This is a genomic window from Rhizobium sp. YJ-22 (assembly GCF_029601685.1).
GTDB lineage: Bacteria > Pseudomonadota > Alphaproteobacteria > Rhizobiales > Rhizobiaceae > Metarhizobium.
Window position 1 is genome coordinate 191,285 of the sequence record NZ_JARRIR010000006.1, and the last position, 19,597, is coordinate 210,881.

Here is a 19,597-nt window from a genome sequence, read left to right on the forward strand (position 1 = left end):
AGTGTATACAAATATTCGACAAGGGCAATTCGCCCGTATCGCTTTTGCCACGACATATCACGCTTCTTGAGAAAGGAACGTCACATGGCCTTTATCCCCAAGGGAAAACATCTCATCGCCGGCCAATGGCTGGATGGCGCGGGCACGTTTCCGTCGCAGCCGGCCCATGGCCCGGTGCATGAATTCGCCGCCGGCAGCGTTGAGCTCGTAAACCGCGCCTGCGAAGCCGCCGAGGAAGCCTTCTGGGTCTATGGCTATGCCTCGCGCGCCGAGCGCGCCGCCTTTCTGCGCGCCATCGCCGACGAGATCGAGGCCCGTGCCGAAGAGATCACCGAGATCGGCACCCAGGAAACCGGCCTGCCGGTCGCCCGCCTGCAGGGCGAGCGCGGCCGCACCACAGGCCAGCTCCGTCTGTTCGCCGATCATATCGAGAAGGGCGAGTTCCTCGACCGTCGCTTCGACGCCGCCGTGCCGGATCGCCAGCCCGCGCCGCGCCCGGAAATCCGTCTGATCCAGCGCCCCATCGGCCCGGTCGCCGTCTTCGGCGCCTCGAACTTCCCGCTGGCCTTCTCGACCGCCGGCGGTGATACCGCCGCGGCCCTGGCCGCCGGCTGCCCCGTCGTCGTCAAGGGCCATTCCGCCCATCCCGGCACCGGCGAGATCATCGCCCAGGCGATCGACGCCGCCATCAAGAAGACCGGCATGCATCCCGGCGTCTTCTCGCTGATCCAGGGCGGCAACCGCCAGGTCGGCGAAGCCCTCGTTCAGCATCCGCTGATCAAGGCGGTCGGCTTCACCGGTTCGCTCGGCGGCGGCCGCGCTCTGTTCAACCTTTGCGCCGCCCGTCCCGAGCCGATCCCGTTCTTCGGCGAACTCGGCTCGGTCAACCCCATGTTCCTGCTGCCGGAAGCGCTCAAAGCCCGCGCCGAAACGCTTGGGCAGGGCTGGGCCGGCTCACTGACCATGGGTGCCGGCCAATTCTGCACCAATCCCGGCATCGCCGTGGTGATCGAAGGCGGCGACGCCGACCGTTTCGTCGCCTCCGCGAAGGAAAACCTCGAAAAGGTCGCGCCGCAGACCATGCTGACCGACGGCATCGCCAAGACCTATCGTGACGGCCAGGCCCGCTTTGAAAGCCGCAACGCCGTCAAGCCGGTTCTGGTGACCGAATCCAGCGCGCGCCAGGCCTCGCCGAACCTGTTCGAGACCACGGGCGAGCAGTTCATGGGCGACCATGCGTTGTCGGAAGAAGTGTTCGGTCCGCTCGGCCTCGTTGTGCGCGTCAGCTCGTTGGACGAAATGGAAACGCTTGCCCGCAGCTTCGAAGGCCAGCTCACCACCACCATCCATATGGATGCAAACGATCTCGACGCGGCCAAGCGCCTGCGTCCGGTCCTGGAACGCAAGGCCGGCCGCGTGCTGGTCAACGGCTTCCCGACCGGCGTCGAGGTGGTCGATTCCATGGTCCATGGCGGTCCCTACCCGGCTTCGACCAATTTCGGCGCCACCAGTGTCGGCACCATGTCGATTCGTCGCTTCCTGCGTCCGGTTTCCTACCAGAACATGCCGGAAGGCCTGCTGCCGGACGATTTTTTCGGCTAATATAGGCTTGGGGACAGGGAAAGGGCGCCGCGACAGATGAAGGGGCGCCTTTTCCCGGACAGCAGCGCGTCGCAGAATACTTTTTGTATATTCATTGTATTTTGCAATTGATTTCTGCCGCGCGCCGTGGAATAGCCAGCCAGGCTTGATTTTCACCGCCTACAAGGGAGAGAGAAATGACGAAATCTGCAGTCTTCGCCCTCGGCCTCGCCGCCGCGACCGCCCTCACCACCCCGGCCTTCGCCGACAAGCTCGACGACGTGATCGCTTCCGGCACGCTGCGTTGCGCGGTCGTGCTCGACTTCCCGCCGATGGGCTCGCGCGACGAGAACAACAACCCGATCGGCTTCGACGTCGACTACTGCAACGACCTGGCCAAGGCGCTGGGCGTTACCGCGGAAATCGTCGAAACGCCGTTCCCGGAACGCATCCCGGCCCTGATGTCCGGCCGCGTCGACGTCGGCGTCGCCTCGACCTCGGATACGCTGGAACGCGCCAAGACCGTCGGGATGACCATTCCCTACTTCGCCTTCGAAATGGCCGTCACCGCCAATGACAAGTCGGGCATCAAGTCCTTCGAGGACATGAAGGGCAAGACCGTCGGCGCCACCGCCGGCACCTTCGAGGCCATCGCGCTCGAAAAGTCGGTCAAGGAATGGGGCACCGGCGAGTTCCGTCCCTACCAGACGCAGGCGGACGTCTTCCTGGCGCTGAGCCAGGGCCAGATCGACGCCACGGTCTCGACCTCGACGGTTGCCCAGTCGAACGTCAAGAGCGGCAAGTTCGCCGGCATCTCGGTCGTCGGCAAGGCGCCTTACGACATCGACTACGTCGCCCTCTTCACCAACCGCGAAGAGTACGGCTTCATCAACTACCTGAATCTGTTCGTAAACCAGCAGGTTCGCACCGGTCGTTACAAGGAACTCTACGAAAAGTGGGTTGGCGGCCCGGCCCCCGACCTCTCGGTCCCCGGCGTCTATCGCTGATCTGACCGTTCTTTGACGGCGCGGGAGCTGACGCTTCCGCGCCGTTACTCCTTTTCGAGAGGTGAGACGGCAAATGTTCAATTACAGTTTTCACTGGAATCAGGCCTTCAAGGCTCTGCCGCAGATGCTGGACGGCGCGCTCGTCACGCTGCAGATCGCCATCCTGTCGATGATCATCGGCATGGCGCTCGCCATCGCGCTGACGCTGTTCCGGCTGTCGGGCAATCGCATCCTCGGCGGTCTGGCGACCGGCTGGGTCGAGATCGCGCGCAACACGCCGGCCCTGTTCCAGATTTATATGGCCCATTTCGGCCTTGGCAGTTTCGGCATCCACCTCAGTCCCTTCACGTCGCTGCTGGTCGGTATCGCCTTCAACAATGCCGGTTATCTCGCGGAAAACTTTCGTGGAGCGCTAAAAGCGATTCCGGAAACCCAGACCCGCGCCGCCCGCTCGCTCGGCATGAGCCCGATGCAGGCCTTCCGTTATGTCGTCATGCCGCAGATGCTGCGCATCGCCTTCCTGCCCGCCACCAACCAGATGGTCTGGGCGATCCTGATGACCTCGCTTGGCGTCACCGTCGGCATGAATACCGATCTCGCCGGCGTAACCCAGGCACTGAACGCGGTGTCCTTCCGCACCTTCGAATTCTTCGCGCTCGCTGCGGTGATCTATTACGTCATCGCCAAGGTCGTCACCCTGGCCGCCCGCTTGTTTGCGGCGCGTATGTTCCGTTACTGAGAGAGGGGCAACCATGTTCAACACCGCTCTCACCTGGCCCGACCTCGTCTTCCTCGCCCAGGGCGCGGCGATGACGCTGGCGGTCACGGCCGTCTCAGTCGCCTTCGGCACCGTGCTCGGCATCATCTTCGGCGTCGTCCGTTTCCAGCTCGGCGCCAAGTGGTCGATCCCGCTGACCTTCGTGCTCGACATCTTCCGTTCGGTGCCGCTGCTGATCCAGCTCGTGCTCGCCAATGCCTTCCAGTCGATCGCCCGTCTCGGTTGGCCGCCGTTCACCACCTCCTGCGTGGTGCTGTCGCTCTATACGGCAGCCTATTGCACCGAAATCGTGCGCGGCGGCATCGGCGCCGTGCCGCCGACCACCCGCCGCGCGGCGCGTTCGCTTGGCCTGACCTGGTGGCAGGACATGCGCTATATCGTCTTCCCGCTCGCCACCCGCGTGTCGCTGCCGGCCTGGATCGGCCTGACGCTCGGCGTGATGAAGGATTCGGCGCTCGTCCTCTGGCTCGGCCTCATCGAATTGCTCCGCGCCTCACAGATTCTCGTCACCCGCCTGCAGGAACCGCTGTTCATCCTGATGATCTGCGGCGCCTTCTACTTCATCATCAGCTTCCCCATCGCCCGGTTCGGCGGCTATCTCGAAAAACGGTGGTCCAATGATTGAGATCGAAAATGTCCGCAAATCCTTCGGCTCGCTCGAAGTCCTCAAAGGCATCGACCTCACCGTCCAGAAGGGCGAGGTGCTGACCATCATCGGCGGCTCCGGTTCCGGCAAGTCGACGCTGCTGACCTGCATCAACGGGCTGGAACCCATCGACAGCGGCCGCATCGTCGTCGACGGCACCGACGTCCATGCCAAGGGCACCGACCTCAACAAGCTGCGCCGCAAGCTTGGCATCGTCTTCCAGCAGTTCAACGCCTTCCCACACCTGACGGTGCTGGAAAACGTCATGCTCGCACCGGTCAAGGTTCTCGGCCGGTCCAAGGCCGAGGCCGAGGCCGAAGCGGTCAAGCAGCTCAGCCATGTCGGGCTCGGCGACAAGCTGAAGGTCTATCCGAACCGCATGTCCGGCGGCCAGCAGCAGCGCATGGCGATTGCCCGGGCGCTTGCCATGTCGCCGGCCTACATGCTGTTCGACGAAGTGACCTCGGCGCTCGATCCGCAGCTCGTCGGCGAAGTGCTGGATACGCTGCGGCTGCTGGCCTCCGAAGGCATGACGATGATCTGCGTCACCCATGAAATGAAGTTCGCCCGCGAAGTCTCCGACCGCGTCGCCTTCTTCCACAAGGGCGTGATGGCCGAGATCGCCCCGCCGGAAGCCCTGTTCGGGGCACCGAAAGATCCGGAACTGCAGAAATTCCTCGCCGCCACGCATTGAGGCCATGATGAAACCCGAAAACCAGCCCGACGTCGTCGTCATCGGCGCCGGCGTCGTCGGCCTGTCGGCGGCGATTGCCGCCCAGGCGCGCGGCCTCGCCGTCACCGTTCTCGACAGGGAAGGCCCGGCCGCCGGCGCCTCCGCCGGCAATGCCGGCGCCTTCGCCTTTACCGACATCCTGCCGCTCGCTTCGCCCGGCATCCTGAAAAAGGCGCCGAAATGGCTGCTCGATCCGCTCGGGCCACTCTCGGTGCCGCCGGCCTATGCGCTGAAGATCGCGCCTTGGATGTTCCGCTTCTGGCGGGCCTGCCAGCCCTCGCGCGTCGCCCATTCCACGGCGGCGCAGACGGCGCTGATGGACCTCTCCAAGGCCGAGCTGGAGCCTTTCCTTTCCGCGACCGGCACGCTGCCGATGCTGCGCAAGGACGGTAACCTGCAGGTCTACGAAAGCGAGGCGGAACTGCAAGCCTCGCTGCCCGGCTGGAAGGTGCGCGAAAAGCACGGCATCGAATTCCGCCATCTCGAAGCCGCCGACATGGCCGACATCCAGCCCGGCCTCGCGCCGCGCTTCACCCACGCCACCTTCACGCCCGGCTGGTATTCGATTGCCGATCCCAAGCTCTACACGCTGGCGCTCGCCGATCATTTTCGCAGCCAGGGCGGTGTCATCGAACGCGCCGAGGTTTCGGGCTTGCGCCCCGTCGAAGGCGGCGTCGAGATCGCCGTGAAGAACGGCCCGGCCCGGCGCGCGTCAAAAGTCGTGCTGGCGGCCGGCGCCTTCTCGCATCGCATCGCCCGCTCGCTCGGCGAAAGCATTCCGCTGGAGACCGAACGTGGCTACAATACCACGTTGCCATCGGATGCCTTCGACCTGCGCACCCAGGTCACCTTCGGCGGCCATGGCTTTGTCGTCACGCGGCTGTCGGCCGGTATCCGCGTCGGCGGCGCGGTGGAACTGGGCGGGCTGGAATTGCCGCCGAATTTCCGCCGCTCCGAGGCGATGCTGAAGAAGGCGCAGGCCTTCCTGCCGGGCCTGAAATCGCAGGGCGGCCAGCAATGGATGGGTTTTCGCCCGTCCTTGCCGGATAGCCTGCCGGCCATCGGCCGGGCCAAGGCGACGGCGAATGTCGTCTATGCCTTCGGCCACGGCCATCTCGGCCTGACGCAATCGGCCGGCACCGCGCGCATCGTCGCCGACCTGCTGACCGGCAAGGCGACGCCGATCGACATGGCGGCCTTCTCCCCGCAACGTTTCTGACAAAGGATTCTGGCTCATGACCGTCTCTCCTGCCGCACGCAGCATTCTTGCCGGATCGGCGAAAGGGCCGGTCATAGCCTCCCCGGAAGCGCTCAGCTTCTGGGGCGGGGTCGATCCCGCCACCGGCAAGGTCATCGACGTGCATCACCCGCTGCACGGGCGCTGTCTCACCGGCGGCATCCTGATGATGCCGTCAAGCCGTGGTTCCTGCACCGGTTCGGGCGTATTGCTCGACCTCATCCTCACCGGCCGCGCGCCGGCGGCGCTGGTGTTTTCCGAGGCCGAGGACGTGCTCACCCTCGGCGCACTGATCGCCGCCGAGATGTTCGGCAAGCCGCTGCCGGTCCTGCGCCTCTCGCCCGAGAGTTTTGCCGCGCTGTCCGAGGCGCAAACGCTTGAGATCGACGAGACGCGCATTGTCGCCGATGGCGGCGCGCCGATCCCGGTCGCCCCGCCGGCAACCGCAGCCCTTGTCCTGACCGATAACGACCGGGCGATGCTTTCCGGCGACAAGGGCATCGCGGTGTCGCAGGCGATGCGCATCATCTCCGCCATGGCCGCCCAGCAGGGCGCGACGACGCTGGTCGACGTCACCCAAGGCCATATCGACGGCTGCATCTATGCCAGCCCCGCCAACCTGACCTTCGCGGAAAAGATGGCGGATATGGGCACGACAGTCTGCGTGCCGACGACGATGAACGCCATTTCCGTCGACCGCGCCAATTGGGAAAAACAGGGCATCCCCGCCGATTTCGGCGATCCCGCCGCAAGGCTTGCCGATGCCTATGTGCGCATGGGCTGTCGCCCGACCTTCACCTGTTCGCCCTACCTGCTCGACAGCGCCCCGCGCATGGGCGAATCCATCGCCTGGGCGGAATCGAATGCGGTGATCTTCGCCAATACCGTGCTCGGCGCCCGCACCGCCAAGCATCCGGATTTCCTCGATCTCTGCATTGCGCTAACCGGCCGCGCGCCGCTCTCCGGCGTCTATCTGGAAGAGAACCGCAAGGCCGAGCGAATCGTCGAAATCGAGGTGCCGGAACAGATCGACGACAGCTTCTGGCCGCTGATCGGCTATCTCGCCGGCAAGGCGGCCCCGGATCGCATCCCGCTGCTCAAAGGCCTTGCCGACCGCAAGCCTGATCGTGACGACCTCAAGGCGCTGTGCGCCGCCTTCGGCACCACCTCGGCAGCCCCCATGCTGCATATCGAGGGCGTCACCCCCGAGGCGCATCTCGGCGCCGAGGACGATGCCGACCGGGTGACCATCACCCGCGCCGACCTGAAAGACGGCTGGACGCTGCTCAACGAAGGGCCGGACGAGGTGGAACTCGTCGCCATCGGCAGCCCGCATGCCTCGCTCACGGAATGCCAGGCCTTTGCCGCGGCACTCGATGGCGGCAAGCGGCGCGACGACGTGGCGGTTATCGTCACCGCCGGCCATGACGTCATCACCGCGGCCAAGGGCGACGGCACGCTGGCGGCGCTTCAGGCAAGCGGCGTGCAGGTTCTGCCCGATCTCTGCTGGTGCTCGATCAGCGAGCCGCTGTTTCCGACCCGCACCCGCGCCGTGATGACCAATTCCGGCAAATATGCCCATTACGGCCCGGGCCTTTCCGGCCGCGCCGTGCGTTTCGGCAGCCTAGCGGATTGCGTTACCGCCGCGCTGACCGGCCGCGTGCCGGCCCGCCTGCCCGACTGGCTGGCCTGATTGCAAAAAGGGGCGGCGCAGCACGCGCCGCCCCTTTTCAGTTCATATCCAGAACCACATGCGGCTCGCCGTTCGAGGTTTTCTGCGGCGAGATGCCGGCGCGGTCTACCTTGCAGCGGATCTGCCGGCGCAGCGCCGAAAAGCTCGCGAAGGTCACGACGTCGACGGGTTCGTCGAAGCGGATCGTCAGGTCGAAGAACCGGTCTCCCGCCGCCGAGACGGAGAGAAGCCGGCCGGTGAAGCGCTGGCCGAGATAGCGGCCGCTCAACACCTGGCCCACATGGAACAGCGGTTTTTCCGCTTTCGCCAGCAGCGCATGCAACGTGTTCCAGTCGCGCGCGCCGTTCTGCCGCGCCACCAGTTCCAGCGCCTGCGCGTGGCTGATGGCATGGCCCTGGGCGGCGAGATCGGCCCGCAGGCTTTTTGCCCGGGCTTTTGCCTGAGGCAGAGTCAGTTCGGTCATGCCCGTACCTCCCGCATCGCGGGCGAAAAACCGAAGCCCGGTGTCGGCCCGCGCAATTTCAGGAACAGGAGGACGGCGATCACGGCGACGACCAGATCGGCCATCGGCACCGCGATCCAGATGCCCGGTTCGCCGAAGATCGTTGACAGCAGCACGATCAGGACCGGCTGCAGCAGGAAAGGCTTGGCGAGCGTCAGCAGGCCCGTGCGTTTCGGCTGGCCGATGGTCTGGAAATAGAGGGCGAAGATCAGCACCGGGCCGGTGACGAGATAAAGCGCCGTCATGCGCGGCAGGATGCGCCCGACTTCCGCCGCCACCGCGGCATCCGGCACGAACCAGCCGCCGATCACCGAAGCCCCGGCCAGGAACACGATCTCGACGCCGGCGCAATAGACCAGCACCGAGACGAGCGCGATGCGCAGCACGGCATCGGAGCGCTGCAACAGCCCGGCGCCGACATTGTTGCCGACGACGCTCTGCATCGCCAGCGCCATGCCCATCATCGGCAGCCAGGCAAAGCCGATCAGCCGGATGACGATGCCATAGGCTGCGACCGTCTGCAGATAGGCCGGCCCGGCATAGGCCGAGAGCGCCGAAAGCACGCAGGTCGAAACGAAGGCGATGCCGATGAAACTGAGACTGACCGGCGCACCGAGGCCGAGGATACGCCCCCAGCCGCCGACCCAGCTATGGCGCATAAGCGCGACAAGCGGCACGCGACCGGCCCTCGCCCGCAAGGCGAGCACGATGGCAAAGGCCAGCACCTGCGCCATCGCCGTGCCCAGCGCCGAACCGGCGACGCCGAGATCGGCATGGACGATCAGCAGGTAGTTCAGGGCAATATTGGCCAGTGTCGTGCCGACCGAGAGCGGCGCGAGGATCGCGGCCTTGCCTTCGTTGCGCAGCGCATCGACATGAAGGCCGAGCAGGAATTGCACCGGCGTCGAAAGCGCCGCGATGCGCAGGAAAGTCAGGGCCATCGCCGCGACCTCGGCGTCGCCGCCGGCGGCGAGCGTCACCAGCGGCTTTGCCGTGAGGCCGATCAGCAGGATCACGATCACGGCGACCGTCAGCGCCAGCCCATGGGCCGAGGCGAAAACGGAAGCGGCGGCGGACGCCTCCCCCGCCCCGAGGCGGCGGGCATAGAGGCTGGACATGCCGGAGCCGACCAGCGTCGACAAAGCGATGAACAGCATCAGCGCCGGAAAGATGAGCCCGATGGCGGCCACCGCGCGCGGGCCGACATAGAGGCCGAGAAAAGCCGCGTCGATGATGGACAGCAGCCCGGACATGACCATCACGAAGACGATCGGCGCGGCATTGGACAGGAACAACCGGCCGGGCGGCGCGGTCAGGAACGGATTGTCGGGCGTGTGCCTTGAAGGCATCGCTCACTCCTCTCAAGAGGCATTCCGAATATGGATGGGGGCCTGCATTGCCCACCGCCGAAATGCTTCGAGGGTGAGGGTATTTTACTCTACGGGGCTTCACCGTGACTTTCGTCCGCAGGCGGCAGGTGCCCGTCACCTTGGATCACATCGATAGTCGCCCGCGCTTTCCCTGTCAATCGTCAGGAATCGGGTGGCTGGCGGCCGGCGTCCCGAGCAGATTGCGCCGCGAACCACAACCAAGGAGATATTTCATGGGACAACTCGACGGAAAGATCGCCATCGTCACCGGCGCAAGCTCGGGCATCGGCTATGAGGCGGCAAAGCTGTTCGCGGCCGAGGGCGCGAAACTCGTGCTCGTTGCCCGCCGGCGCACGGAACTGGAAAAACTGGCCGCCGAGATTGGCGGCGCAGCCGTCATCGACGGCGACGTGGCGGCGGAAGCGACGGCCATCGCCGCCGTCGAAGCGGCCCAAAGCCGGTTCGGCGGCCTCGACATCGCCTTCAACAATGCCGGCACCATGGGCGCGAGCGCGCCGGTGCCCGATCTCAGCGAGGAAAACTGGCGCGCCGTGCTCGACATCAACCTGACCAGCGGCTTCTTCGCAGCAAAACACCAGATCCCCGCCATGCTGGCGCGGGGCGGCGGTTCGTTGATCTTCACTTCCACCTTTGTCGGCCACACCGTCGGCTTTCCCGGCATGGGCGCCTATGCCGCCAGCAAGGCCGGGCTGATCGGCTTGATGCAGGTGATTTCAGCCGAATTCGGCGCGCGCGGTATCCGCGCCAATGCCCTGCTGCCCGGCGGCACCGACACGCCGATGGGACGCGAGGCAGCCGCCACGCCGGAAGCCCGCAGCTTCGTCGAAGGCCTGCATGCGCTGAAGCGGCTGGCAACGCCGGCCGAAATCGCCCGCTCGGCGCTCTACCTCGCCTCGGATGCCTCCAGCTTCGTCACCGGCACGGCGCTGCGCGTCGATGGCGGCATCTCCGTCGTCCGCACCTAAGCCTGAAACTCACCGATGCCGCCGGGAGAGACGGCGGCATCGGCCAAAAGCCGACCTTACTTCATCAGCTGGTCGACATTGTCCTTGGTCACCCGGTCGAGGCCGGTATAGATGATCTCGTCGACCTTCTCGCCCTTCTTCAGCTTGAGCAGGGTCTGCATGGCGACGACGCCCATTTCATGCGGACGCTGGCCGACCAGCACATGCACATAACCGGCCTTGAGAAGGTCGAGTTCCACCGGCAGCGTATCGGCAGCGACCAGCGCCAGCTTCTTGGAATCGACGTCTGCCTTGAGGGGCTCGACGAAGTTCTTCCAGCCATCCGGCGCAAACAGCGGCCAGCCGCCGACCGGGACGATGGCGCCGATATCCGGGTTCGCCGTCTTCAGGTCGCCGGCCTGCTGCACGGCGAGCGCAATATCGTCGTTGCAGAAGGTGGGCGAGCCCTGCACTTCCGTCCATTTCGAGCCTTTCAGCGCCTCGCGCACGCCATCGACGCGCAATGCCAGGTTGGGCGCGGCCGCGCCGCCGGAAATCATGCCATAGGTGCCGCCCTCCGGCTTGAGCTTCAGCAGTTCCTCGCCCAGCGCCTTGCCGAATTCCTTGTTGTCGGTGCCGACATAGGCGGAGCGCTTGGAATCGGGTGCATCCGAATCGAAGGTGATGACCGAAACGCCGGCGGCGACCGCCTTGTCGATCACCGTCGTCGCGGCTGCGGCATCGGAGACCGAGATCGCCAGCCCGTCCACCCCTTGCGTCAGCAGATCCTCGATGATCTGCGCCTGGGTGGCCGGCTCATGCTCCACCGGGCCTTGATAGATGCATTCGACATTGCCGAGCTTCTTGGCCTCTTCCATGCAGCCGTCACGCGTCAGGTCGAAGAAGGGATTGTTCATCGCCTTCGGCACGACGGCGAACTTGTAGCTGTCGGCGGCAGAAGCGCCGCCGACAAAGGCCACGGACGCGAGCGCCGCGAGCATGAGCACTTTCAGAGATTTCATGTTGCATCCTCCACTTTATCTGCCTGGAAGAGCCAGGCTCCCCTTTCCGAGGCGGCCGAAAACCGCCCGTTTCGCTTCGTCAACGCTCCTCAGCCGTTGCGAAGGGATCTGAACCTGTCGACAAGGACGGCGGCGACGATGATGCAGCCCACCAGCGTCTGCTGCCAGTAGGGGTCGACGCGCGCCAGCACCAGGCCGTTGCGGATGACCTCGATCAGCACGCAGCCGATGATTGCGCCCGCCGCGCCGCCGATGCCGCCGGCAAGATTGGCCCCGCCGATGACGGCGGCGGCGATGATCGTCAGCTCGTAGCCGGTGGCGAGATTGGCCGGCGCCGAGCCGAGCCAGCCGGAAATGATGATGCCATTGAGGCCGGCGGCCATGGCGCAGAGCATGTAGACCTGGATTTTCACCCGGTCGACCGGCACGCCTGTCAGCCGTCCCGCCGCCTCGTTGCCGCCGATGGCATAGACATGCCGGCCCCAGGCGGTGTGGTTCAGCACCACCCAGACCAGCGCGGCGATGACGATGAGATAGATGAAGGCGACCGGAACGCCGCCGAGATGACCCGCGGTCAGCGCCATGAACAATTCCTTGTCCGGCCCCGCCGGCCCGGTGCCGCGCCCGTACGTCGCGACATAGGTGAGGCCGCGCACGATGGAGAGCGTGCCGAGCGTCGTCACGAAGGGTGAGAGCTTGAGCTTCGCCACCGCAAAGCCGTTGACGAAACCGACCAGCGCCGCCACCGCCAGTCCCGCCAGCACCGACAGGATCAGCGCAGAGCCCGGAAAGGGATGAAAGCCCGCCTTGTCGAGCCAGACCATGGTCAGCGACGTCATCGTCGCCGTCAGCGCGATGGTCGAGCCGACCGAGAGATCGATGCCGCCGGTGACGATGACCAGCGTGATGCCGATGGTGGCGATGGCGATGAACGAGAAATTGCGGACGATATTGCCGATATTGCCCGGCGTCAGGAAATTCGCCGAGGCGAAACTCATGACCAGGATGAGCACCAGCAGCGCCGCCAGCACGTAGGCCGACTGGCTGGAGAGAAAGCCGCGCTGCCAGAAGCGCGTGTGCCGCACATTGGAAAAACCCTGGACGGTGTTGGTCATCATGCTGCCTCCAGCGCGCCGGTGATCAGGGCGGTGACTTCTTCAGGCGAGGTCGCGGCGATGCGCTTGTCGGCGACCTTGGTGCCGCGCCGCATGACCACCACCCGCTCGCAGACCGCAAACACATCCGGCATGCGGTGGGAAATCAGGATGACGGCGATGCCGGAATCGCGCAGGCGATGGATGAGGTTCAGCACCTCCGCCACCTGGCGCACGGAGATCGCTGCCGTCGGCTCGTCCATCAGGATCAGCCGGGCATCGGAAAGGCGCGTGCGGGCGATCGCCACCGCCTGGCGCTGGCCACCCGACATCTGCCGCACCAGATCGTCGGCGCGGGTTTCAGATTTCAGCTCCTGGAACAGCTCCACCGCCCGCGCCCGCATGGCGTTGTGGCGCAGGAAGCGGAACGGCCCGACCTTGAACTTCAGCTCGCGGCCGAGAAAGATATTGGCGGCGGCCGAAAGATTGTCGGCCAGCGCCAGATCCTGATAGACGGTCTCGATGCCGAGCCGCCTCGCCTCGCCCGGCGAATGGATATGCGCGGTCTCTCCGCCGAAGCGCAGTTCTCCCTCCGTCGGCTGGTAAATGCCGGAGATGATCTTGACCAGCGTCGACTTGCCGGCGCCGTTGTCACCCATCAGGCCGACGATCTCGCCGGGCTCGACGGTGAAGCTGACACGGTCCAGCGCGCGGATCGCGCCGAAATCCCGGGTCACGTTGTTGAGTTCGAGTAACGCCAATCCTTCCTCCCAATTGTCGTTCGTCGATGCAGTTTGAGGTACGTACCCGGAAATTGAACCGCGATGTACCTTCCTTCCAAACACCTGCTTTTCTTCTCTTAAAGCCTGCCTTCGACTTATTTCGCCCGGGCCTCCGCCCGTTCGAAGCCTTCCCAGATGACCGCTTGCATCGCCTCGCGGGCGGCCTGCGCATTCCCGTCGCGGATCGCCTGCGCGATCCTGCGGTGCCGTTCGACGGTCACCCGCTTCGATGCGGGATCTTCCACCGGCGAACTCATGGTGAAGGCCGCCGCAAGCGCCACCCGCACTAGGGCATTGATCGATGCCATGAACGGATTGGCCGAGGCATCGGCGACCAAGCTGTGGAATTCCAGGTCGGCGGCGGCGAACAACTCGGTCGTTTCCGCGCTTCCCATGTCCCCTACGGCCATCATCATGCGCTCGACCTGCTCGTCCGTCCGCCGTATAGCGGCCAGGGCCGCCGCCTCCAGCTCGACGCAGACGCGGATTTCCGCCAGGCTGCGCAGGAAGGCGGCATCCGGCCCGGCTGCGAAATGCCAGGCCAATACATCGGCATCGAACAGCGTCCAGTATTGGCGCGGCAGCACCCGCGTTCCCGTGCGGGCCCGCGCCTCCACCAGCCCCTTGGCCGCCAGCGCATTCACCGCCTCGCGGATAATCGTGCGCGAGGCGCCGAAGCGGGCGGGTATGTCCGTTTCCACCGGCAGGATCGCCTGTTCCGGATAGCGTCCCGAAACGATGTCCATGCCAAGTTCATGCAATATCCGGTCGCGCAATCCACGAAGCGGTGCGCGGCGCACCAGGGTGGCAACGCCGCCGGTGGCGCTCTTCCTCGCGTGTGCACGCATCGGCCTGCCTCCCTGACGTTGTGGTCATGAAACCACTCCTCGAAAAATAATACAATATGATTTTTCGAAATTTTTGCCATCAGGCCGCAGGCGTGCGCTTGACCTTTGAGATCATAGCAAAAATCTGATTTACGTACATCAAAATTTCCGCTAGATCACCCGGCAGGGGAGAAATCATGCGGCCGACCGTTCACGATATCGCCGATCACGCGGGCGTCAGCCTCGCCACCGTCGACCGTGTTTTGAACCGGCGGCCGGGGGTGCGGGCCGCGACGCGGGCGCGCGTCGAGGCGGCCATCGAGACGCTGGGTTATGTCCGCGACGTCGCCGCCGCCAATCTCGCCAAGGGCCGGGTCTATCCCTTCACCTTCATCCTGCCCTCCAGCGACAATTCCTTCATGCACGGTCTGCATGACGAACTGCGCTATGCCATGGCCCGCAGCGCCAGCGAACGCACCAATATCCGCATCGTCGAAGTGCCCGCTTTCGAGCCTACCGCGCTGATTGCGGCGCTTGCCGAAGCGCGGGACACGCAACCGGCCGGCATCGCGCTGGTCGCGGTGGAGGACGAGGGCGTGCGCGCGGCGATCGATGCCATCGCCGCCGAGGGCATTCCGGTGGTGACGCTGGTTTCGGACCTGCCGGGCTCACGCCGCGCCCATTATGCCGGCGTCGACAACATCGCCGCGGGGCGCACCGCCGGCGGGCTGATCGGCCGCTTCCTGCGCGGCCGCGCCGGAAAAATCGGCGTACTCGCCGGCTCGATGCTGGTGCGCGACCATCGCGAGCGGCTCGAAGGCTTTTCGGCCGTCCTGGCCGCCGATTATCCCGGTCTCGCCATCCTGCCGGTGCGCGAGGGGCGCGACGATCCCGACGTCGCCCGCGCCGCCGTCGCCGGCTTGATGGCGGAGCATCCTGGCCTGCTCGGAATCTACAGCTTGGGCGCCGGCAATCGCGGGCTGATCGCGGCGCTGAAGGCGCGGCCGGATATCAGGCCGGTGGTGATCGCCCACGAACTGACCGCCTTTACCCGCGCCGCGCTGAGCGAGGGCCTGATCGACGCCGTGCTCAACCAGGATGCCGGCCATGAAATCCGCAGCGCCATTCGCGTGCTGAAGGCCAAGGCGGACGGCGTGCCGGTGATCGCCGCGCAGGAGCGCATCCGCATCGACATATTCCTGAAGGACAACCTGCCGTGACACGCGACGCGGCCAAGGAGGCATGAGCATGTATCTTGGGCTTGATCTGGGAACCTCGGGCGTCAAGGCCCTGCTGATCGATGGCGACCAGCGCATCATCGGTTCCGCCAATGGCGGGCTCGACGTCTCGCGGCCGCATGCCGGCTGGTCCGAGCAGAACCCGGCCGACTGGATCCGCGCCTGCGAGGATGCCATCGCCGGCCTGAAGGCCGCCCATCCGGCAGAGCTTGCCGACGTCAAAGGCATCGGCCTCTCCGGCCAGATGCATGGCGCGACGCTGGTCGATGCCGCCAACAAGGTGTTGCGCCCCTGCATCCTCTGGAACGACACTCGCAGTTTCGCGGAGGCCGCCGCTCTCGACGCCGATCCGCGTTTCCGGGCGATCACCGGCAATATCGTCTTTCCCGGCTTCACTGCCCCGAAACTCGTCTGGGTCGCGAAGAACGAGCCGGAAATCTTTGCGAAAGTCGCCAAGGTTCTGCTGCCCAAGGATTATCTGCGGCTGTGGCTGACCGGCGAGCATATTTCGGAAATGTCGGATTCGGCCGGCACCTCCTGGCTCGACACCGGCAAGCGCGCCTGGTCCACGGCTTTGCTGGACGCCACCGGCATGCGCGGTGAGCAGATGCCCTCGCTCGTCGAGGGCACCGAGCCCGGCGGCGAATTGCGCCGCGAGCTGGCCGCCGCCTGGGGCATCTCCGGCCCGGTCACCGTTGCCGGCGGCGCCGGTGACAATGCGGCTTCCGCCTGCGGCATGGGCACGGTCTCGGCAGGCGCGGCCTTCGTCTCGCTCGGCACCTCAGGCGTGCTGTTTGCCGCCAATGCCGCCTATCTGCCGAAGCCGGAAAGCGCCGTGCATGCCTTTTGCCATGCCCTGCCCGACACCTGGCACCAGATGGGTGTCATCCTTTCGGCGACCGATGCGCTCAACTGGCATAGCCACGTCACCGGCCGCTCGGCGGCGGAGTTGACGGCCGAACTCGGCGAAACGCTGAAAGCGCCCAGCGGCGTTATCTTCCTGCCCTATCTCTCCGGCGAGCGCACCCCGCACAACGACGCCGCCATTCGCGGCGCGTTTACCGGCCTTGCCCATAACAGCGACCGCCCGGCCCTGACCCAGGCCGTCCTCGAAGGCGTCAGCTTCGCTATCCGCGACAGCCTCGAAGCCCTGCGTTCCGCCGGCACGACGATCGAACGCGTTACAGCGATCGGCGGCGGCTCGCGTTCGCGCTACTGGCTGGCCTCGATCGCCACCGCGCTCGGCATTCCCGTCGATATTCCCGCCGACGGTGATTTCGGAGCCGCCTTCGGCGCCGCCCGCCTCGGCCTGATCGCCGCCACCGGCGCAGACCCGGTTTCCGTCTGCACCGCACCGGCGACGGCAGAGACGATCCAGCCGGTTGGCGCGCTGACGGCGGCTTATGACGATGCATATCAGCGCTATCGTGCGCTTTATCCGGCCCTGAAGAGGCTGGCCGGCTGAGGTAAAGTTTATTGGCCATTTGCAATAGAAGCAATGAAGGGAAAACGTTGCCCTAGAGCCCCTTCTCCCTCGGGGAGAAGGGCGGCAGCACCGGTTTGCTTTGGACGATTGCCCCGCAATTTGCGGGGAGAAGTAAATGACGCCCTCATTGAGGTACGTAAATCAAAGCTCGATAAACAGGAGAAACACCATGAGCACAGGCTTTTTCGGCGATATCGCCAAGATCAAATATGAAGGACCGGACAGCGACAATCCTCTCGCCTTCCGCCACTATCAGCCCGACGAAATCGTGCTCGGCAAGCGCATGGAGGATCACCTGCGCTTCGCCGTCGCCTATTGGCATACGTTTACCTGGCCGGGCGGCGATCCCTTCGGCGGCCAGACCTTCCTCCGTCCCTGGTTTCAGGACGGCATGCAGGCGGCCAAGCTCAAGGCCGATGTCGCCTTCGAATTCTTCTCGCTGCTTGGCGCGCCCTTCTATTGCTTCCACGACGCCGACGTTCGCCCCGAAGGCAACAGCTTTGCCGAAAGCACCCGCAACCTGAACGACATCGTCGATTATTTTGCCGAAAAGCAGGCCGCGACCGGCGTCAAGCTGCTCTGGGGCACGGCGAACCTGTTCTCGCATCGCCGCTTCATGTCGGGCGCTGCCACCAACCCGGACCCGGATGTCTTCGCCTACTCGGCCGCGACCGTCAAAACATGCCTCGACGCCACCCAAAAGCTCGGCGGCGAGAATTACGTGCTGTGGGGCGGGCGCGAGGGTTACGAGACGCTGCTCAACACCGACCTGAAACGCGAGCTCGACCAGATGGGCCGCTTCCTCAACCTGGTGGTCGAATACAAGTACAAGATCGGTTACAAGGGCACGATCCTGATCGAGCCCAAACCGCAGGAGCCGACCAAGCACCAGTACGACTACGACGTCGCCACCGTCTATGCCTTCCTCAAGAATCATGGGCTGGAAAACGAGGTAAAGCTCAACATCGAGCAGGGCCACGCCATCCTCGCCGGCCATACTTTCGAGCACGAACTGGCGCTCGCCAATGCGCTCGGCATCTTCGGCTCCATCGACATGAACCGCAATGACTACCAGTCCGGCTGGGACACCGACCAGTTCCCCAACAATGTACCGGAAATGGCGCTGGCCTATTACCAGGTGCTGCTTGCCGGCGGCTTCACCACCGGCGGGACGAACTTCGACGCCAAGCTGCGCCGCCAGTCGCTCGATCCGCAGGATCTGCTGATTGGCCATATTGGCGGCATGGACTGCTGCGCGCGCGGCCTGAAGGCCGCCGCCCGCATGCTGGAAGACGGAGCATTGTCGAAACCGCTGGAGGCACGTTATGCCGGCTGGGACTCTCCCGAAGCACAAAAGATGCTGCGCGGCGAATACAAGCTGGACGATATCGCCGCTGCCGTCGAGCGCGACAACATCAATCCCGAACCGCGCTCGGGCCGCCAGGAACTTTTGGAAAACATCGTCAACCGCTACGTCTGATACCGGTCGACGCCGCCGCCTTGCGGCGGCGTCACCACTTGTTGCGGTTTCGTGGCGGCGGGCCAACGGAGTTGCGCACGATCAGATCGGGGCGCAACAGGATCTCGGTCTCCGCCGGCTGCCCGTCCGAGAGCAATTCCAGCAGCAGCGCCATGGCCTGCTTGCCGATGGCGGTGCGCGGCTGGCGGATGGTGGTCAGCGACGGCGACATGAAGCCGGCCTGCGGAATATCGTCGAAACCGGTCACCGAAAAATCGCGCGGGATATCGTAGCCGCGCGCGCCCAGCCCGATCATCACGCCGGTCGCCGTCTGGTCGTTGACGCACATGAAGGCACTCGGCAGCGTATCGCGCATGAAAAGCTGCTCGACCGCATGGCGCCCGCTCTCGATGGTGCCGTCGCCTTCGACGACAATGCGTTGATCGCGCGCCACGCCCGCTGCATCCAGCCCCGCCTCATAACCTTGCCGGCGGCGGGAATAGGCAAGCCGCGTGCGCGAATCGCCGATGAAGGCGATCTTGCGATGGCCTTCGGCGAGCAGCAGATCGACGGCTTTTCGCGCCCCTTCGGTATCGTCGACGCCGACATAGGAGATGCCGCCGTTGAAGACCGGCTCGAAGACGCCGACGCTGGGCGGCAGGCGCGCCGTCATCGTCTGGTGGCCGAAGGGCAGGATGCCGGTGAACAGGATCAGCCCGGCCGCCTGGTTCGAACTGAAGAATTTCAGATATTCGAGGCCGCGCTGGGCGTCATTCTGCGTATGGCCGATCAGCACGCCGTAACCATGTGCGCGCGCCTCGTTTTCCAGACCGATGAGAATATTGGAAAAATTCGGGTCGCCGATGTCAGGCGCCACCACCAGAATCATGTTGGAGCGGCCAAGCCGCAGGCTGCGCGCCATGGCATTGGTGGTGTAGCCGGTCATGGCGATCGCCTGATTGACCTTCAGGCGCGTCGAATTGGCCACCTTCTCCGGCGTATGGATCGCGCGCGACACGGTCGCGATGGAAACCTCGGCGATCCGGGCGACGTCTTCGATCGTTGCGGGCGTGGAATTCGACACGGGGGTCTCTGCCATGGGCTGTCTTCGCCGCGAAACTACACAGACTTGCCGATCCGTCAACGCGACCGTGCGACCAAATTGTGTATGTGACGA

At 65.1% G+C, this 19,597-nt stretch carries 18 protein-coding genes; 11 read left to right on the forward strand and 7 right to left on the reverse strand.

From position 1 onward, the window contains the following. Positions 1 to 84 precede the first annotated feature (84 nt). From P7F60_RS15870 to P7F60_RS15900, 7 genes are all read left to right on the forward strand, one after another. A complete protein-coding gene (locus P7F60_RS15870) occupies positions 85 to 1,602 on the forward strand; it encodes an aldehyde dehydrogenase (NADP(+)) (RefSeq protein WP_277918707.1) in 1,518 nt (505 codons plus the stop codon). Positions 1,603 to 1,778: 176 nt separating this feature from the next. Beyond that, entirely contained in the window at positions 1,779 to 2,588 is an 810-nt protein-coding gene (locus tag P7F60_RS15875) for a transporter substrate-binding domain-containing protein (protein ID WP_277918708.1), read from the forward strand. Between the two features lie 73 nt (positions 2,589 to 2,661). Then, positions 2,662 to 3,327 carry an amino acid ABC transporter permease gene (locus P7F60_RS15880; protein WP_277918709.1) on the forward strand — a complete coding sequence of 222 codons (666 nt, stop codon included), beginning with the start codon at positions 2,662 to 2,664 and terminating at the stop codon, positions 3,325 to 3,327. 13 nt (positions 3,328 to 3,340) lie between these two features. Continuing rightward, a complete protein-coding gene (locus P7F60_RS15885; protein WP_277918710.1) occupies positions 3,341 to 3,991 on the forward strand; it encodes an amino acid ABC transporter permease in 651 nt (216 codons plus the stop codon). Beyond that, entirely contained in the window at positions 3,984 to 4,706 is a 723-nt protein-coding gene (locus P7F60_RS15890; RefSeq protein ID WP_277918711.1) for an amino acid ABC transporter ATP-binding protein, read from the forward strand. Before P7F60_RS15885 ends, P7F60_RS15890 begins: the two co-directional genes overlap by 8 nt. A gap of 7 nt (positions 4,707 to 4,713) precedes the next feature. Then, entirely contained in the window at positions 4,714 to 5,964 is a 1,251-nt protein-coding gene (locus tag P7F60_RS15895; RefSeq protein ID WP_277918859.1) for an FAD-dependent oxidoreductase, read from the forward strand. 16 nt (positions 5,965 to 5,980) lie between these two features. Next, the gene (locus tag P7F60_RS15900) at positions 5,981 to 7,675 is read left to right on the forward strand and encodes an aconitase X (protein WP_277918712.1); all 1,695 of its coding nucleotides are present in this window, start codon (positions 5,981 to 5,983) and stop codon (positions 7,673 to 7,675) included. A 37-nt stretch (positions 7,676 to 7,712) separates the two neighbouring features. Here the strand turns inward: P7F60_RS15900 and P7F60_RS15905 are convergent, their stop codons facing one another. Together P7F60_RS15905 and P7F60_RS15910 are read right to left on the reverse strand one after the other, a co-directional pair. Continuing rightward, positions 7,713 to 8,138 (reverse strand): glyoxalase superfamily protein, encoded by a 426-nt coding sequence (locus P7F60_RS15905; protein ID WP_277918713.1) that lies wholly within the window; start codon positions 8,136 to 8,138, stop codon positions 7,713 to 7,715. Beyond that, positions 8,135 to 9,526, reverse strand: a complete 1,392-nt coding sequence (locus P7F60_RS15910; RefSeq protein ID WP_277918714.1) for an MATE family efflux transporter — start codon at positions 9,524 to 9,526, stop codon at positions 8,135 to 8,137. Before P7F60_RS15910 ends, P7F60_RS15905 begins: the two co-directional genes overlap by 4 nt. 254 nt (positions 9,527 to 9,780) lie before the next feature. Here P7F60_RS15910 and P7F60_RS15915 point away from each other — a divergent pair, with 254 nt between their 5' ends. Further along, positions 9,781 to 10,533 (forward strand): SDR family oxidoreductase, encoded by a 753-nt coding sequence (locus tag P7F60_RS15915; protein ID WP_277918715.1) that lies wholly within the window; start codon positions 9,781 to 9,783, stop codon positions 10,531 to 10,533. Between the two features lie 56 nt (positions 10,534 to 10,589). Here P7F60_RS15915 and P7F60_RS15920 read toward each other — a convergent pair whose 3' ends face one another. From P7F60_RS15920 to P7F60_RS15935, 4 genes are all read right to left on the reverse strand, one after another. Further along, positions 10,590 to 11,513 (reverse strand): sugar-binding protein, encoded by a 924-nt coding sequence (locus tag P7F60_RS15920; RefSeq protein ID WP_277918860.1) that lies wholly within the window; start codon positions 11,511 to 11,513, stop codon positions 10,590 to 10,592. Positions 11,514 to 11,623: 110 nt separating this feature from the next. Further along, complete coding sequence (locus P7F60_RS15925) at positions 11,624 to 12,652, reverse strand: ABC transporter permease (protein ID WP_277918716.1); 1,029 nt, start codon at positions 12,650 to 12,652, stop codon at positions 11,624 to 11,626. Further along, the gene (locus P7F60_RS15930; protein ID WP_277918717.1) at positions 12,649 to 13,389 is read right to left on the reverse strand and encodes an ATP-binding cassette domain-containing protein; all 741 of its coding nucleotides are present in this window, start codon (positions 13,387 to 13,389) and stop codon (positions 12,649 to 12,651) included. The genes P7F60_RS15925 and P7F60_RS15930 overlap by 4 nt, the downstream gene beginning before the upstream one ends. A gap of 116 nt (positions 13,390 to 13,505) precedes the next feature. Next, on the reverse strand, positions 13,506 to 14,258 hold the full coding sequence (locus P7F60_RS15935; RefSeq protein ID WP_277918718.1) for an FCD domain-containing protein: 753 nt from the start codon (positions 14,256 to 14,258) through the stop codon (positions 13,506 to 13,508). 176 nt (positions 14,259 to 14,434) lie between these two features. Between P7F60_RS15935 and P7F60_RS15940 the strand changes: the two genes are divergently transcribed. The 3 genes from P7F60_RS15940 (at position 14,435) to xylA (ending at position 18,441) form a co-directional block, all read left to right on the forward strand. Continuing rightward, positions 14,435 to 15,457, forward strand: coding sequence for a LacI family DNA-binding transcriptional regulator (locus P7F60_RS15940; RefSeq protein ID WP_277918719.1), 1,023 nt, complete (start codon positions 14,435 to 14,437; stop codon positions 15,455 to 15,457). Between the two features lie 28 nt (positions 15,458 to 15,485). Next, a complete protein-coding gene (gene xylB / locus P7F60_RS15945) occupies positions 15,486 to 16,940 on the forward strand; it encodes a xylulokinase (protein ID WP_277918720.1) in 1,455 nt (484 codons plus the stop codon). 190 nt (positions 16,941 to 17,130) lie between these two features. Continuing rightward, complete coding sequence (gene xylA / locus P7F60_RS15950) at positions 17,131 to 18,441, forward strand: xylose isomerase (RefSeq protein ID WP_277918721.1); 1,311 nt, start codon at positions 17,131 to 17,133, stop codon at positions 18,439 to 18,441. 31 nt (positions 18,442 to 18,472) lie between these two features. On the opposite strand, the gene P7F60_RS15955 is transcribed toward xylA, so the two are convergent. Then, positions 18,473 to 19,504: a LacI family DNA-binding transcriptional regulator gene (locus P7F60_RS15955; RefSeq protein ID WP_277918861.1), complete on the reverse strand. Its 1,032-nt coding sequence runs from the start codon at positions 19,502 to 19,504 to the stop codon at positions 18,473 to 18,475. Positions 19,505 to 19,597: the final 93 nt, after the last annotated feature.

What these genes read in the sequence shown, in the direction of transcription:
- P7F60_RS15870 (WP_277918707.1), top strand. Translation starts at nt 85, where the DNA reads ATGGCCTTTATCCCCAAGGGAAAACATCTCATCGCCGGCCAATGGCTG.
- P7F60_RS15875 (WP_277918708.1), top strand. Translation starts at nt 1,779, where the DNA reads ATGACGAAATCTGCAGTCTTCGCCCTCGGCCTCGCCGCCGCGACCGCC.
- P7F60_RS15880 (WP_277918709.1), top strand. Translation starts at nt 2,662, where the DNA reads ATGTTCAATTACAGTTTTCACTGGAATCAGGCCTTCAAGGCTCTGCCG.
- P7F60_RS15885 (WP_277918710.1), top strand. Translation starts at nt 3,341, where the DNA reads ATGTTCAACACCGCTCTCACCTGGCCCGACCTCGTCTTCCTCGCCCAG.
- P7F60_RS15890 (WP_277918711.1), top strand. Translation starts at nt 3,984, where the DNA reads ATGATTGAGATCGAAAATGTCCGCAAATCCTTCGGCTCGCTCGAAGTC.
- P7F60_RS15895 (WP_277918859.1), top strand. Translation starts at nt 4,714, where the DNA reads ATGAAACCCGAAAACCAGCCCGACGTCGTCGTCATCGGCGCCGGCGTC.
- P7F60_RS15900 (WP_277918712.1), top strand. Translation starts at nt 5,981, where the DNA reads ATGACCGTCTCTCCTGCCGCACGCAGCATTCTTGCCGGATCGGCGAAA.
- P7F60_RS15905 (WP_277918713.1), bottom strand. Translation starts at nt 8,138, where the DNA reads ATGACCGAACTGACTCTGCCTCAGGCAAAAGCCCGGGCAAAAAGCCTG.
- P7F60_RS15910 (WP_277918714.1), bottom strand. Translation starts at nt 9,526, where the DNA reads ATGCCTTCAAGGCACACGCCCGACAATCCGTTCCTGACCGCGCCGCCC.
- P7F60_RS15915 (WP_277918715.1), top strand. Translation starts at nt 9,781, where the DNA reads ATGGGACAACTCGACGGAAAGATCGCCATCGTCACCGGCGCAAGCTCG.
- P7F60_RS15920 (WP_277918860.1), bottom strand. Translation starts at nt 11,513, where the DNA reads ATGCTCGCGGCGCTCGCGTCCGTGGCCTTTGTCGGCGGCGCTTCTGCC.
- P7F60_RS15925 (WP_277918716.1), bottom strand. Translation starts at nt 12,652, where the DNA reads ATGATGACCAACACCGTCCAGGGTTTTTCCAATGTGCGGCACACGCGC.
- P7F60_RS15935 (WP_277918718.1), bottom strand. Translation starts at nt 14,258, where the DNA reads ATGCGTGCACACGCGAGGAAGAGCGCCACCGGCGGCGTTGCCACCCTG.
- P7F60_RS15940 (WP_277918719.1), top strand. Translation starts at nt 14,435, where the DNA reads ATGCGGCCGACCGTTCACGATATCGCCGATCACGCGGGCGTCAGCCTC.
- xylB (WP_277918720.1), top strand. Translation starts at nt 15,486, where the DNA reads ATGTATCTTGGGCTTGATCTGGGAACCTCGGGCGTCAAGGCCCTGCTG.
- xylA (WP_277918721.1), top strand. Translation starts at nt 17,131, where the DNA reads ATGAGCACAGGCTTTTTCGGCGATATCGCCAAGATCAAATATGAAGGA.